The sequence below is a fragment of the Streptomyces sp. NPDC090025 genome (assembly GCF_044748125.1).
GTDB lineage: Bacteria > Actinomycetota > Actinomycetes > Streptomycetales > Streptomycetaceae > Streptomyces.
Genome location: NZ_JBIVFL010000001.1, coordinates 385399 through 398188 on the forward strand (window position 1 = coordinate 385399; position 12790 = coordinate 398188).

The 12790-nt window shown below is 71.8% G+C and carries 14 protein-coding genes; 7 read left to right on the forward strand and 7 right to left on the reverse strand.

The genetic code is table 11. From position 1 onward, the window contains the following. Nucleotides 1–4 precede the first annotated feature (4 nt). Nucleotides 5–907 carry a helix-turn-helix domain-containing protein gene (locus tag ACIPXM_RS01845; RefSeq protein ID WP_401650761.1) on the reverse strand — a complete coding sequence of 301 codons (903 nt, stop codon included), beginning with the start codon at nucleotides 905–907 and terminating at the stop codon, nucleotides 5–7. A 235-nt stretch (nucleotides 908–1142) separates the two neighbouring features. On the opposite strand from ACIPXM_RS01845, the gene ACIPXM_RS01850 reads away from it, so the two are divergent. Then, a complete protein-coding gene (locus tag ACIPXM_RS01850) occupies nucleotides 1143–1940 on the forward strand; it encodes a MerR family transcriptional regulator (protein WP_401650764.1) in 798 nt (265 codons plus the stop codon). An 85-nt stretch (nucleotides 1941–2025) separates the two neighbouring features. On the opposite strand, the gene ACIPXM_RS01855 is transcribed toward ACIPXM_RS01850, so the two are convergent. Further along, nucleotides 2026–4401, reverse strand: a complete 2376-nt coding sequence (locus ACIPXM_RS01855; protein WP_401650766.1) for an MMPL family transporter — start codon at nucleotides 4399–4401, stop codon at nucleotides 2026–2028. A gap of 151 nt (nucleotides 4402–4552) precedes the next feature. On the opposite strand from ACIPXM_RS01855, the gene ACIPXM_RS01860 reads away from it, so the two are divergent. Beyond that, the gene (locus ACIPXM_RS01860; RefSeq protein WP_401650769.1) at nucleotides 4553–6493 is read left to right on the forward strand and encodes a glycoside hydrolase family 15 protein; all 1941 of its coding nucleotides are present in this window, start codon (nucleotides 4553–4555) and stop codon (nucleotides 6491–6493) included. A 6-nt stretch (nucleotides 6494–6499) separates the two neighbouring features. On the opposite strand, the gene ACIPXM_RS01865 is transcribed toward ACIPXM_RS01860, so the two are convergent. Next, on the reverse strand, nucleotides 6500–7198 hold the full coding sequence (locus tag ACIPXM_RS01865; protein ID WP_401652445.1) for a DNA alkylation repair protein: 699 nt from the start codon (nucleotides 7196–7198) through the stop codon (nucleotides 6500–6502). 279 nt (nucleotides 7199–7477) lie between these two features. Here ACIPXM_RS01865 and ACIPXM_RS01870 point away from each other — a divergent pair, with 279 nt between their 5' ends. Beyond that, nucleotides 7478–8260, forward strand: a complete 783-nt coding sequence (locus ACIPXM_RS01870; RefSeq protein WP_401652447.1) for a dienelactone hydrolase family protein — start codon at nucleotides 7478–7480, stop codon at nucleotides 8258–8260. A gap of 93 nt (nucleotides 8261–8353) precedes the next feature. Here the strand turns inward: ACIPXM_RS01870 and ACIPXM_RS01875 are convergent, their stop codons facing one another. Further along, nucleotides 8354–8851 (reverse strand): hypothetical protein, encoded by a 498-nt coding sequence (locus ACIPXM_RS01875; RefSeq protein ID WP_401650770.1) that lies wholly within the window; start codon nucleotides 8849–8851, stop codon nucleotides 8354–8356. A 168-nt stretch (nucleotides 8852–9019) separates the two neighbouring features. Between ACIPXM_RS01875 and ACIPXM_RS01880 the strand changes: the two genes are divergently transcribed. The 3 genes from ACIPXM_RS01880 (at nucleotide 9020) to ACIPXM_RS01890 (ending at nucleotide 10350) form a co-directional block, all read left to right on the forward strand. Next, complete coding sequence (locus ACIPXM_RS01880; RefSeq protein ID WP_401650773.1) at nucleotides 9020–9301, forward strand: hypothetical protein; 282 nt, start codon at nucleotides 9020–9022, stop codon at nucleotides 9299–9301. Nucleotides 9302–9315: 14 nt separating this feature from the next. Beyond that, a complete protein-coding gene (locus ACIPXM_RS01885; protein ID WP_401650776.1) occupies nucleotides 9316–9882 on the forward strand; it encodes a dihydrofolate reductase family protein in 567 nt (188 codons plus the stop codon). A gap of 126 nt (nucleotides 9883–10008) precedes the next feature. Further along, nucleotides 10009–10350 carry a DoxX family protein gene (locus ACIPXM_RS01890; protein WP_401650779.1) on the forward strand — a complete coding sequence of 114 codons (342 nt, stop codon included), beginning with the start codon at nucleotides 10009–10011 and terminating at the stop codon, nucleotides 10348–10350. A gap of 18 nt (nucleotides 10351–10368) precedes the next feature. On the opposite strand, the gene ACIPXM_RS01895 is transcribed toward ACIPXM_RS01890, so the two are convergent. Further along, nucleotides 10369–11004: an HAD-IA family hydrolase gene (locus tag ACIPXM_RS01895; protein WP_401650782.1), complete on the reverse strand. Its 636-nt coding sequence runs from the start codon at nucleotides 11002–11004 to the stop codon at nucleotides 10369–10371. Between the two features lie 152 nt (nucleotides 11005–11156). Here ACIPXM_RS01895 and ACIPXM_RS01900 point away from each other — a divergent pair, with 152 nt between their 5' ends. Next, nucleotides 11157–11519, forward strand: coding sequence for a hypothetical protein (locus tag ACIPXM_RS01900; RefSeq protein ID WP_401650785.1), 363 nt, complete (start codon nucleotides 11157–11159; stop codon nucleotides 11517–11519). A gap of 82 nt (nucleotides 11520–11601) precedes the next feature. On the opposite strand, the gene ACIPXM_RS01905 is transcribed toward ACIPXM_RS01900, so the two are convergent. Continuing rightward, nucleotides 11602–11847: a DUF397 domain-containing protein gene (locus ACIPXM_RS01905; protein ID WP_401650787.1), complete on the reverse strand. Its 246-nt coding sequence runs from the start codon at nucleotides 11845–11847 to the stop codon at nucleotides 11602–11604. Beyond that, entirely contained in the window at nucleotides 11844–12707 is an 864-nt protein-coding gene (locus ACIPXM_RS01910; RefSeq protein ID WP_401650790.1) for a helix-turn-helix domain-containing protein, read from the reverse strand. The genes ACIPXM_RS01905 and ACIPXM_RS01910 overlap by 4 nt, the downstream gene beginning before the upstream one ends. Between the last annotated feature and the right edge of the window lie 83 nt (nucleotides 12708–12790).

Sequence of the window (12790 nt, forward strand, 5' to 3'; positions counted from 1 at the left end):
TCGCCTAAGGAGCGTCGACCCGCTCCACCGGGACCCACAGCTGCGAGTCCGTCGGCGTGCCGATCTCCACCGGCAGCGTCTTCAGGAGCTCGGGCCCCGGCCGCGACACGTACGACGGGTTCGACGGGAACCACTGCGTGAACACGTCCCGCCACAGTTCCTGGAGCGCGATCGGGTAGGGGCCGTGGTTGTCGAACACCGCCCAGGTCCCGCCCGGCACGTCCACGCCGTCCAGCTCGGGCGCCTCGGTCCCCGGGCCGGTCGCGACGCCGATCCAGTAGTCGACCTCCTCGCCCTCCTCCCGGCTCTCGGACAGGTACTGCACCGCCGACAGGACCCCGGCGGGCTCCCGGTCGGACAGCTCCTTCATCCGGACGATCGCCTCCATGCCGAGGCTCGCCACGTGCGCGGCGCCCGCCTCGTTCACGCCCTCGTGCACGAGGGGGATCCTGGCCTTCTTGCCGACGACCCGAAACGCGTCCTTCTCGACGATCCGGTACCGCATGGTCGTACTCCCTTCGACGACGACCCGGAAGGACATCCGCGGCTGGGCGGTGAGCACCGCGCCGGTACGGCGGGCCTCACCGGGCCCGATGCCGTGCACCGACCGGAACGCCCGGGCGAACGCCTCGCCCGACCCGTACCCGTACCGCACCGCCACATCGAGCAGCGTCCGCTCCCCGCCAAGCACCTCGGCGCCCGCGAGCGTCATGCGACGCCGTCGTACGTACACCGACAGCGGCATCCCGGCGAGCGCCGAGAACAGCCGCCGGAAGTGGTACTCGGAGGTCGCGGCGACCCGTGCGAGCGTGGCGACGTCGACCTCGGCCGCGCCACCACCGGCCCCGTCGGCCGCCGTGAGGCGCTCCTCGACGAGGTCGAGCGCCCGGTTGAGCCCTTCCAGCACGTGCGTCTTCCTTCGGTCTCGTTCCTGCTTCTGATGTCATCACCGTAGGAAGACCCACCCTCCCAGGACCCGACCATCCGTGCCCGGTCCTGTCGGGTACGGATGGTCGGGTACGGGACGGGGCGCGGTGGGCGCGGTGGACCGCCGGGTGACGACTTGCGGTTGCCGCAGCGTCAACTCCTACGGTCTTGGTGTGGGGCCGGAAGGACCGGCCCCGACGAGGGAAGGACCCGTCATGGCCTGGTCGATCGCGGAGGTCGCCCGGATGTCCGGAGTGACGTCACGGACGCTGCGGCACTACGACGAGATCGGCCTGCTGCCGCCCGCGTACCTCGCGGCCAACGGGCACCGCTACTACGAGGAGGCCGACCTGCTCCGCCTCCAGCAGATCCTGCTGATGCGCGAGCTGGACGTGGGCCTGAAGGAGATCCAGGCCGTCCTCGACAGCCAGGCCGACCGGGTCGCCGTGCTGCGCGAGCACCACGAGCGGCTGCTCGCGGAGCGGGACCGGATCGGCACGCTGGCCAGGACCGTGGCCCGCACGATCGCCGCCCTGACCCCCGACCCCCTGACCCCCGACGAACACCGAGAAAACGGCACGGAAGGAACGAGGAAGATGAAGATCAACCGCCCGGAGAACCTGTTCGAGGGCTTCGCACCCGACCCGGACATGGAGGCGGAGGTGCAGGAGCGCTGGCCGGCGGCGTACGAGGAGTCCCGGCAGGCCGTCGAGGGCATGACGCCCGAGGTCACCGAGGAGTGGCAGCGGGAGACCACCGCCCAGATGATCCGCTTCGCGGAGTTCATGGCGGCGGGCACCCCGGTCGCCGACCCGGCCGTGCAGGCCGAGGTCGACGTCCACTACCGGGCCGTGTGCCGCTTCTGGACGCCGAACGCGGAGGCGTACCGGGGCCTCGCCGCGATGTACGTCGACGACCCGCGCTTCCGCGCGAACTTCGACAAGATCGCGGAGGGGCTCGCGGAGTACCAGCGGGACGCGATGTCCGTGTACGCGGACCAGCGCCTGTCGTAGCCGGGCGTACGCGCCCCGTCGAGGGGCTGCAGACCCTCGACGACCGGGCCCCGCCCCCTTCGCCCCCCCCGCGTCCCGCGAGCCGTCAGTGCCCGGCAGACCCGGCAGACCCGGCAGACCCGGCGGCCCCGGCGGCCCGTTCCTTCTCGTCCGCCTCCATCGCCGCCTCGCCCTCCGTGTCCAGGTGCGGCAGCATCCGGTCCAGCCACTTCGGGGTCCACCACGCGTGCTTGCCGAGCAGCGTCATCACGGCCGGTACGAGCAGCAGCCGTACGACCGTCGCGTCGATCAGCACGCTCGCGGCGAGCCCGAGGCCCAGCATCTTGATCACGATGTTGTCCGAGACGATGAACGCGGCGAACACCGACACCATGATCAGCGCCGCACAGGTGATCACCCGCGCCGTGATCTCCAGGGCGTGCGCCACGGCCGCCTTCGGATCACCGGTCTTCAGCCACGCCTCCCGCACCCGGGACAGCAGGAAGATCTCGTAGTCCATGCTCAGGCCGAAGACGATCGCGAACATCATCATCGGCACGTAGCTCTCGATCGGCACCTTCCCCGACACCCCGAGCGCGGGCCCGCCCCAGCCCCACTGGAAGACGGCGACGACGACCCCGTACGAGGCGGCGATCGACAGCACGTTCAGGACCGCCGCCTTCACCGCCACGAGCAGGCCGCGGAAGACCACCAGGATGACGAGGAAGGCGAGCGCGACGACCACCGCGATGATCAGCGGGAGGCGGCTCGACACGATGTCCAGGAAGTCGACCTGCGCGGCCGTCGTGCCGGTCACGTACGTCTGCGCGTCCGTCCCGGCCACCGCCTGCGGCAGCACGTCGTCCACCAGGTGGTTGGTCAGCTCGGTCGTCTTCTCGTCCTGCGGCGAGGCCACCGAGTACGCCGTCCCGATCAGCACGTCGCCGTCGGGCGTGGCCCGCAGCGGGGTGATCGAGGCCGCGTCCGGCACGTGCGCCAGCGAGGACTGGAGCTTGGAGGCGAGCGCGGAGCGGTCCGCGGCCGGCACCTGCGACTGGTCGACGACGAGGGTCAGCGGGCCGTTCGCGCCCGGCCCGAAGGCCGTCGAGATCAGGTCGTACGCCCTGCGGTCCGTGAAGGACTTCGGATCGGCGCCGTCCCCGATGTGCCCGAGCTGGATGAAGAACAGCGGGAAGGCCAGGACCACGAGGGCCACCACCCCGCCCACCAGGAACCACCACGGCCGCCGCTCCACGCGCTGCGCGTACCGGTGCCAGGTGCCGTGCGCGGTGTCCGTCCCCGGGTCGGTCTCGGCGACCGGCTTCCGCACCCGGACGCGGTCGATCCGCTTCCCGACGAGCCCGAGCATCGCCGGTACGAGGGTGAGCGCGGCCAGGACCGCCGTGACCACCGTGAACGCCGCCGCGAGGCCCAGCTTCCCGATGAAGGTGACGCCCGAGACCCACAGCCCCGACAGCGCGATGATCACCGTGCAGCCGGACACGAGCACCGCGCGCCCGCTGGTGGTGGTCGCGAGGGCCGCCGCGTCGGCGGGATCGTGGCCGTTCATGATGTTCTGCCGGTGCCGGGTGACGAGGAACAGCGCGTAGTCGATGCCGACGCCCAGGCCGATCATCGTGGCCAGGGTCGGCGAGACCGTGCCGAAGGTGAAGGCCGCCGCCATCAGACCGAGCAGCGCGAGCCCGCAGACCGCCCCGAGCAGGGCGGTGACCAGCGGCATCACGGCCGCGAACACGCTGCCGAAGCCGATGAGCAGGACCACGATCGCGACGGCGAAGCCGATCGCCTCGCTGGTCCGGTCGTCGGCCGTCGGCCGGGCGAGCTCGCCGAGCGGACCGCCGTACTCGACGGTGACCCCGGCGTCGCGCAGCGGCTGCACGGCGGAGTCGACGCCGTTGAGGTAGTCGGTGCCGAGGGTGGACGGCGGTACGGAGAAGCGCACGGTGATGTACGCGGTCTTGCCGTCGGTCGAGAGCGGCCCGGTGTTCGGTGTGGTGGGCGGCGGCGTCGTCGTGTTCGGCGTGGTGGTGTTCGGTGTGGTGGGGGGCGTGGCGGGCGGCGGGGTGCCGGGCGGCGGCAGCGGGTTCTGCACGCTCAGCACGTCCGGCAGCTTCTGCAGCGCGGCGACGGTCGAGTTGACCGCCGTGGCCTCCTGGGTGAGCGGTCCGGACGGCCGGTTGAGGACGATCTGCGTGCCGTAGCCCCCGGCCGCCGGATCGTGCGCCTTCAGGACGTCCAGACCGTCGGCGGACTGGACGCCCGGCAGCGCGAAGTCGTCGGAGAACTGCCCGCCCACCGCCCGGTCGGCGATCTGGAGCCCGGCGACGGCGGCGAGCCAGAGCGCGATGACGACGAGGAAGCGCCGGGCGCACCAGTGCCCGAGGCGGTAGAGCAGGCCCTTGCCCTTGCCGGAGGGGCCGGACGGAGCCGGGTGCGCGGGGGCGAGGCTTCGAGCGTTCATGCTGCCGCCGAGTGCGGAGGTGGGTCCCGAGCATTACGTCCATGGTCCGCCCGGTGCGGACCCCCGTCATCTCGAACAGGCCGGGTACGGGGTGAACAGGCCGGGCCCTGGTCGCGGGGCGACGGTGGGGTCGCGGGGCGATAGTGGAGGGGTGAAGCGGTACCCGCTGATCGCCGACCACGGCCTGATCGGCGATCTGCAGACGTGCGCGCTCGTCTCGGACGAGGGCGTCGTGGACTGGTTCGCGGCGCCGCGCTTCGACTCGCCCGGAGTGTTCTCGGCCCTCCTCGACCACGACCGCGGCGGCTACTTCCGCGTCTCCGTCGACGCGGCGGAAGGCCGCGAGGTGACGGTGAAGCAGCTCTACTACCCGGACACGGCGCTGCTCGTGACCCGCTTCATGTCCCCCGACGGAGTAGGCGAGTTGATCGACTGGATGCCGCCGGACCGGACCGGCACGCCGAGCGACCGGCACACCGTCCTGCGGGTCCTTCGCTGCACCCGTGGCACGGTCACCTTCACCCTCGAATGCCGCCCGCGCTTCGGCTTCGGCCGCAACCCGCACACCACCCACCTCGAAGGCCCCACGGCGACCTTCCGCGCGCCCGGCCTGACCGCCTTCCTGCAGACCAACATCCCGCTGGAGCGGGACGGCCCGTACGACGTGCGCGGCAGCATCACCCTCACGGAGGGGGCGGGCGGCGAGCCAAAGGGTGGGTCGGGGGAAGGAGCCGGGTACGGGTCGGTCGCGGGGGCGTCGTTCACCGTCGCGGGCCCCGACGCGCCCGCCCCGCCGCTGCCCCGGGCCCACGAGGCCGAACGGGCCCTGTGGGACGCGGTCGACTTCTGGCAGGGCTGGGTGCGCACCGCGCGCTACCGGGGCCGCTGGCCCGACATGGTGCACCGGGCGGCGATCACCCTGAAGCTGCTGACCTACCTGCCGACCGGCGCGCCGATCGCCGCCGCGACCCTCGGACTGCCCGAGTTCGTCGGCGGCGAGCGCAACTGGGACTACCGCTACACCTGGATCAGGGACGGTTCGCTGTCCGTACGGGCGCTGCTCGACCTCGGTTTCGTGGCGGAGGCGGCGGCGTTCACGGACTGGCTGACCGAGCGGGTGAAGGAGCGGGTCGGGGCACCGGCCGACGGCGGGCGGCCGCTGCAGATCATGTACCGGGTGGACGGCGACCCGTGGCTGCCGGAGGAGATCCTGACCGAGTTCGAGGGCTATCGCGGCTCCGCGCCCGTACGGATCGGGAACGGCGCCGCCGACCAGCTCCAACTCGACATCTACGGCGAGGCGTTGTACGCGCTCGCGCAGGACAGAGGTGCGCAGGACCGCGGCGGGCGGGGCGGTGGCGGGCGGGGGCGGCGGGGGGACACCATGCCGACCCACCAGGGCTGGCAGGCGGTCTCGTCGATGCTCGACTGGCTGGCCAGGTCCTGGGACGCGCTGGACGAGGGGATCTGGGAAACCCGGGGCGGGCAGCGGGACTTCACCTTCAGCCGGGTGATGTCGTGGGTGGCGTTCGACCGGGGGCTGCGGCTCGCGGAGGAGTTCGGCCGCCCGGCCGCCCTGGAGACCTGGCGGGCGGCCCGCGACGAGATCCATGCCCAGGTCATGCGCCGCGGCTGGAGCGAGAGCCGCCAGGCCCTGGTGCAGTACTACGGCGGGGACGTCCTCGACGCGTCCTTGCTGCTCCTGCCCCGCTCGGGGCTGCTCAGCCCCACCGACCCGGCCTGGCTGAGCACCCTCGACGCCATCGAACGCACCCTGGTCCGCGACAGCCTCGTCCACCGGTACGACCCCGCCGCCTCCCCGGACGGTCTGCGCGGCGACGAGGGCACGTTCAGCCTGTGCACCTTCCTGTACGTGGACGCGCTGGCGCGCGCGGGCCGGGTGCGCCAGGCCCGTTTCACGTTCGAGAAGATGCTCACGTACGCGAACCACGTCGGCCTGTTCGCCGAGGAGATCGGCCCGAGCGGCGAGCAACTGGGCAACTTCCCGCAGGCGTTCACCCACCTGGCGCTGATCATGTCGGCGACGACGCTGGACGACGTCCTGGACGCGGCGGCGGAGGCGCGGGCCTGAGGGCTCTCAGGCCCGGGCCTCGGCCCGGCGGACCATCTCGTCGATCCACACGGGTGCGTACGGGGAGGTGCAGCCGGGGGACGTCGGGTAGTCCTTGAGGACCGCGAGGCGCTCGCCGATGGCGAGGGCACGGGCCCGGTGCGCCGGGTGCTCGATGCCGATCTGGGCGAGGCAGGTGTTCATGGCCCACTGGAGCCGGTCCGGGGCGTCCTTCAGCTCCGCCTCGACGGTGTCGAGCAGCCCGTCGAGATCGAGCCCGGCGGGCTTCTTCACCACCCGGTCGGCGGTCAGCGACCACCCGGCCGCCGCGACCGCCGGATCGGGGTCCTGGAGCCACCCGACCCGCAGCTCCTCGGCGTACGGGCTCTTCTTCACCACGTACGCCACCAGCCAGTCCTGCACCTTCGGCGTCCGCGCCTCGCGCATCATCGTGTCCAGCTCGTCCCGCCCGTACCCCTTCGGCCGGCACACGAGGAGGGCGAGCAGCCGCGCGGCGGAGTCCCCGGTCGCCCACAGCTCGCGGGCGAGCGCGGGCCGGGTCTTGAGCCGCTTGGCGACGGCGCGCAGCTTGGTCAGGTTCACCCCGTGATCGTCGCCGTGCCGCTCGTTGACGGCCCGCACCTTGGGCTCGTCGAGCGCGCGGAGCTCGTCCAGGACTGCCTGGAGGACCGCCGGAAGGTCGTTCTCGCTGGTGCCGCTCACGATGTCGCTCACCTCGCCAGAGTAGGTGGGAAAAGGATTGGACGAGGGGGCGGGCGGGCTCGTAACGTGGGTGATGACCGTGACTCTGCCGCAGGAGGTGGTACCCGTGAACGCTGTAACGACGTGGGTGCTCCCTCTGTGCGTCACGGCCGGCGACTGACGTAGGTGTCGCCGGGAGCGCCGTTCATTCAGGCACTCCCGAAAGGCCACACCATGGCTTCTCAGCTTTCCTCGCAGTCTCCCTCTTCCGCTCCGGCCTCCTCTTCCGCCTCGCTTTCCGAGCTGCCCTCGTTCCGGTTCACCGCCGAGTCGACGGCGGACGGCGTGATCGAGCGCGACTTCCTCCTCGGCGGCGCCGACGGGGACATCCCCGGCGTCCTCTGGTCCCCGGCCGGTGACGGCTCCGGTACGGGGTCGGGCTCCGCGCCTCTCGTGCTGCTGGCCCACGGCGGCGGCGCCGACAAGCGGCACCCCTCGATGATCGGCCGGGCCCGGCTGCTCACCCGGCACGGCATCCACGCGGCCGTCCTCGACGCACCCGGTCACGGCGACCGTCCGCGCTCCGAGGCGGACGAGCGGGACATCGCCGCGCTGCGCGCCGCGCAGGCGGCGGGCGAATCGGCCGCGGCGGTCGCGGCGGTCGTCGTGCCGTACAACGCCCGCCTCGCCGAGCAGGCCGTACCCGAGTACCGCGCACTCCTGGACGCCCTCCAGGCGCTCCCGGAGATCGGCCCCGGAGGACCGGTCGGCTTCGCCGGGGTCGCCATGGGCACGGCCGTCGGCATCCCGCTGGTGGCCGCCGAACCCCGCATCCGGGCCGCGGCCCTCGGCCTGATGTGGCCGGACGCCCTGATCGAGCACGCGAGGCGGATCACGGTGCCGGTCGAGTTCGGCATGCAGTGGGACGACGAGCGCATCCCGCGTGAGGCGTCCCTGGCCCTGTTCGACGCGTTCGGCTCGCGGGAGAAGTCCCTGCACGCCAACGCGGGCCTGCACATGGACTGGCCCAAGCTGGTGGAGGCGGACAGCGCGACGCGTTTCCTGGTCCGGAATCTGCTGGTCTGACGGCTTGATGGCTTGACCGCCTGACGGCTGACGGTCCGACGCGGTGTCCCGTCCGGGCGCGCCCTTTCGGGGGCGGGCCCGGACGGGGCCCGTTCAGACGCTGTCGCTGTGCCGCTCGGTGAGCGGCCCGACCCCGAGGTCCTCCCGCATCAGCTTGCGCATCCGGGCGGCCTCGATCCCGCGCTCCTCCCAGCGCTCCCGGTCCTCGGGGCCGCCGACGACGGTCCCGTCGGCGTACCCGTCGCAGATCCGCCGCAGACAGTGGAAGACCCCGTTGGACGCCTTCACGACGGGCTCCGGCGCGATGAGCCACATCCGCTCGGAGGCGACGGCTATCCCCGACTCCCGAAACGCCTCCCGCAACGCGAGCGCCCGCTCGTCGTCGGACTCGTGCTCCCGGCGGGCCAGGGCCTGGAGGGTCTCGCCGAGGACCTTCACGGCGGTCGTGTACTGCGTGTAGACCTCCATCCGCAGCCGGAGCGCGTCCTTGGAGTCCTCCCGCCGCCACCGGTTCCGATCCGCGACGAGCGTGGTGACGATCCCGATCGCGGCTCCGACGAGGGTGGAGAGGAGGGGAAGCAACAGATCCATGGGGGCCAGCTTGGGCCATGTGGGTGCCGGGGCACCAGATGGTCCGTGGGAGTGAAGTCGGGGGTGAGGGTTGGGCGTTGCCGGTGGGGTGGAGCCCTGGAAAACGGCCCGGCGGCCCCCACCGGACACCCGCGCACCCTCCCCCCGGGGCAGGTCGTTGAGCAGCTCATGAACAGGAAGATCGCTGTGGCCGCGCTGGCCGGTGCCGCGCTCATGGCCGTTGTCGGGCCCGCAGTCGCCGATGACGGAGGGCTCGATCAGGGGCGGGGGAGGGATCACGACGGTGCGCACAGTGCGGGGGAGTTCCCCGACTCGCCGGACCTGCCCGAGTTCCCCGAGGGTGTCGACGAGGAGGCCGACGACAGTGCCGAGGACAACGGCCTGATCGCCAAGCCCGTCAACCACCAGAGCAACTTCACGGCGGACCTCGCCCAGCAGCCTCCCCTGTAGGCAGGAGCACCCCCATGCGCAGCGTCACGTACTCGATGGCCGTCTCCCTCGACGGCTTCATCACCGGGCCCGACGGCGGGATCGACTGGACGACGCCCGACGACGAGATCTTCCGGCTGGTCACCGACGAGATGCGCGGTGTCGGGGTGCACTTCATGGGGCGGCGGCTCTACGAGGCGATGCTGTTCTGGGAGACCGCCGACGAGGAGACCGACTTCGACCCGGGCCTGCGGGAATGGGCGCGGCTCTGGAACGTGCTGCCGAAGGTCGTCTTCTCGTCGACGCTCACGGAGGTCGTGGGGGACCACACCCGGCTGGCCACCGGCAGCGTCGCCGAGGAGATCGAGCGGTGGCGGGCCGAGCCGGGCGACGGGGAGATCGCGGTCGGGGGCGCGGGGCTCGCCGCGCAGGTCGCCGGGCTCGGGCTGATCGACGAGTACCGGGCGCGGGTCTGCCCCGTGCTCCTCGGCGGCGGCACCCCGTACTTCGCCCGCGACGAGCGCCGGGTCGAACTCGAACGCGTCGAGTCCCGCCCCCTCGCCTCCGGCATCGTCTACCTCCGCCACCGCGTCAAGCGCTGAACCGAGGCCCGTGCACCTCGGCCCGAAAAGAATTCTCGCTCCCGTGTCACACGCTCCGCGCGGGCGGTGTCAGACCAGTGAGCCCGTCGGAAGGACGGGCCACCGCCCGGCACCGAGGAGCCCGAGATGTCCACCACCGCCACCGTCGTCACCGCCGTCGCCGCCTTCATGGCCGGGTTCTCCGGAGTCTCGGTCTTCGTCGGAGCGAAGTTCGTCGTCGAGCCGCTGGCGGCGTACGGCGTGCCGCGCCGCATCTGGAACCTGCTCGGCGCCGCCAAGCTCGCCGGGGCCATCGGCCTCCTGGTCGGGTACGCGGTCCCCGCGATCGGCATCGCCGCCGCGATCGGTCTGATCCTCTACTTCACCGGCGCCGTGATCACCGTCGTCCGCGCCCGCTCCTACGGTCACGTCCCCTTCCCGCTGATCTACATGGCCCCCGCCGTCGCCGCCCTCGCCCTCACCGTGTGAGGGGCGGGTGCCCCCGGCCTACGCCCGGCCACCCGCCGCCCACCCCAGGATCCCCGGCGCCGCCTCCGCCAGCGTCGCGAAGTGGCGCTGCGAACCCTCCGCCGCCTCGGGCGTGTTGACCGTCCACACGGTCATCCCGGCCGCCCGGCCCGACCGTACGCCGGACGGCGCGTCCTCGATGACGAGACAGTTCGCCGGGTCCGCGCCGAGCAGCTTCGCCGCCCGCAGGTACGGCGCGGGCGCGGGCTTCCCCTCGCTCACCGTCGCCGCGTCCACGACGACGGCCGGCATCGGAAGACCGGTCCGCTCGAACCGCCCCCGCACCCGGTGCTCGTAGTTCGAGGTGACGAGCGCCCAGCGGTCGGCGGGCAGCGCACCGAGCAGCTCCGCCGCCCCGGCGAACGCCCCGTACGTCCCCGTCCGCACGTCCTCGTCCTCCAGCGCGTGCAGGAGCGCCAGGCACGCGGCGGGATCCGCCCCCGGCGCGACGGCCGCGAAGGTCTCCACCGGCCGCGTCCGCAGCGCCACCGCGTGCACCTCGTCCCCGTCGAGTCCGTGCCGCGCGGCCCACTCGTGCCACACCTTGCGCTGGTTCTCGACGGCGTCCATCAACGTGCCGTCGACATCGAACAGGACGAAGTTCTCGCTGGTCATGGCGCCGAGGCTAGCCCGCGCCCCCGAAGGACCGGCAAGCGGGCGACGTATCCGCGAAGTCCGAGGTTGAGCGGGCATCAGGTGAAGTTGTTCACTTTGCCCGTCTTTGGAGATGCGACGAATCCGCTTGTCCGGCAGAGGAGAATCGGAGCATGAAGCTCTTGTTCATGGTTGCTTTAGTGATCGCCACCGTCGCGGAGATCGTCGTGGTCGCCGCGCTGATCTTCCAGGGCTTCCGTCATCGTGACGGCAGCGAGCCTTCCCGCAAGGTGCTCCGGGGTGACGACGTGCTGGCGTCCGCGGGCCTGTTCGGCGGGCTGATGACCGCGACCGCGCTCATCGCCCACGGCTGGGACGCGTACGACTCCATGAACGTCCTGCTCTTCGCCGCGACCTTCGGCATCGTCACGGCCGCGCTCCTCGAACGCTTCCGCGACAAGCCCGCCGCGCGGGCGGCCTACCTCCTGCCCGCCGGGTTCGGCATCGTGGCCGGACTGGCGGGCAGCGGTCTGTGACCTGAGCCGACCTGACGGGCGCGTCACGACATGTCGGCCCGTACGGCCCGCCGTCGAGCGGGTCGTACGGGCCGACTCGTCGTCACGCCGTCGCCGCGCCGCCCACGAAGGCGGCCCAGGCGGCGGGAGCGAGGGCCAGCTGCGGGCCGCCGGGGTTCTTGGAGTCGCGGACGTGGATGGTGGTGGGGTGCGCGGCGACCTCGACGCAGTTGCCGCCTTCGGAGCTGCTGTAGCTGGACTTGCGCCAGTCGTACGCGATCTCGACGCACTCGCCGCCCTCGGAGCTGCTGTAGCTGCTCTTGAACCAGGCCAGTTCCGCGGTGTTCATAGTTCTCCCAGCAGTTTTTCGATCCATACCAGGGACTCACGAGGCGAGAGAGCCCGCGCCCGGATGATCCCATACCGCTCGGCGTACTGGCGGACTTCGTCCGGCGCTGTGATGAGCCGGGCGTGCCCGTAGATCTCGGTGTACGCGACCTCCCGACGCCCCTTGGGCGTGAGCAGGGTGAATGCTCCGTCCAGGTAGGGGTGTTCGGTGTGGTCCTGCGGCATGATCTGGAGCTCGACGGTCCGTCGCTTGGCCACGTCCAGGATGCGGAGCAACTGTTCGCGGTGGACGTTCGGACCGCCGAACGGACGAAGCAGCACGGCCGCTTCCATGACGAAGCTGACCGTAGGCGCGGGCCACTTGTCGAAGAGCGACTGTCGGGAGATCCGGTCGGCCAGCCGCTTCTCGATCGTCGCCTCTTCCAACATGGGACGGCGGTTCTCGAAGAGATAGCGGGCGTACGCTTCCGTCTGCAGGATGCCGGGCACGGCCTGCACCTCGTAGTAGTGCAACGCCAGCGCCTTCGCCTCTTCGTCGGCGAAGTCCCGGAACCAGTCCGGGTGCCGCACCCGCGCACGCGCCAACGCCGCCCGTACGTCGTCCACCGCCGCGAGCAGAACACCCTCCGCGCCCAGCACCGGGTCCGCCCGCTCCAGGAACTCCGGCTGCGGAGTTCGTACACCTCGTTCCATCGCGGAGATCAGGTCCTCGCCACAGTGCGTGGCCTCGGCGAGGTCCACCTGGCTCATTCCGGCGTTGTTCCGGAACACCTTGATCATCTTGCCCAGCGCCTTGAACAGGTGCGCCGTGCCGTCGACTTCGGACGGCCGTTCCGGCCGGCCCTCTTTGTTTCCCGACATCCGTACCGCCCTTTTGGCGTGCTCGTACCGCTACTCAGCGTCGTCGTGTCGCCCCTGGTCAGCGTAGGACCGTGACGCCAATC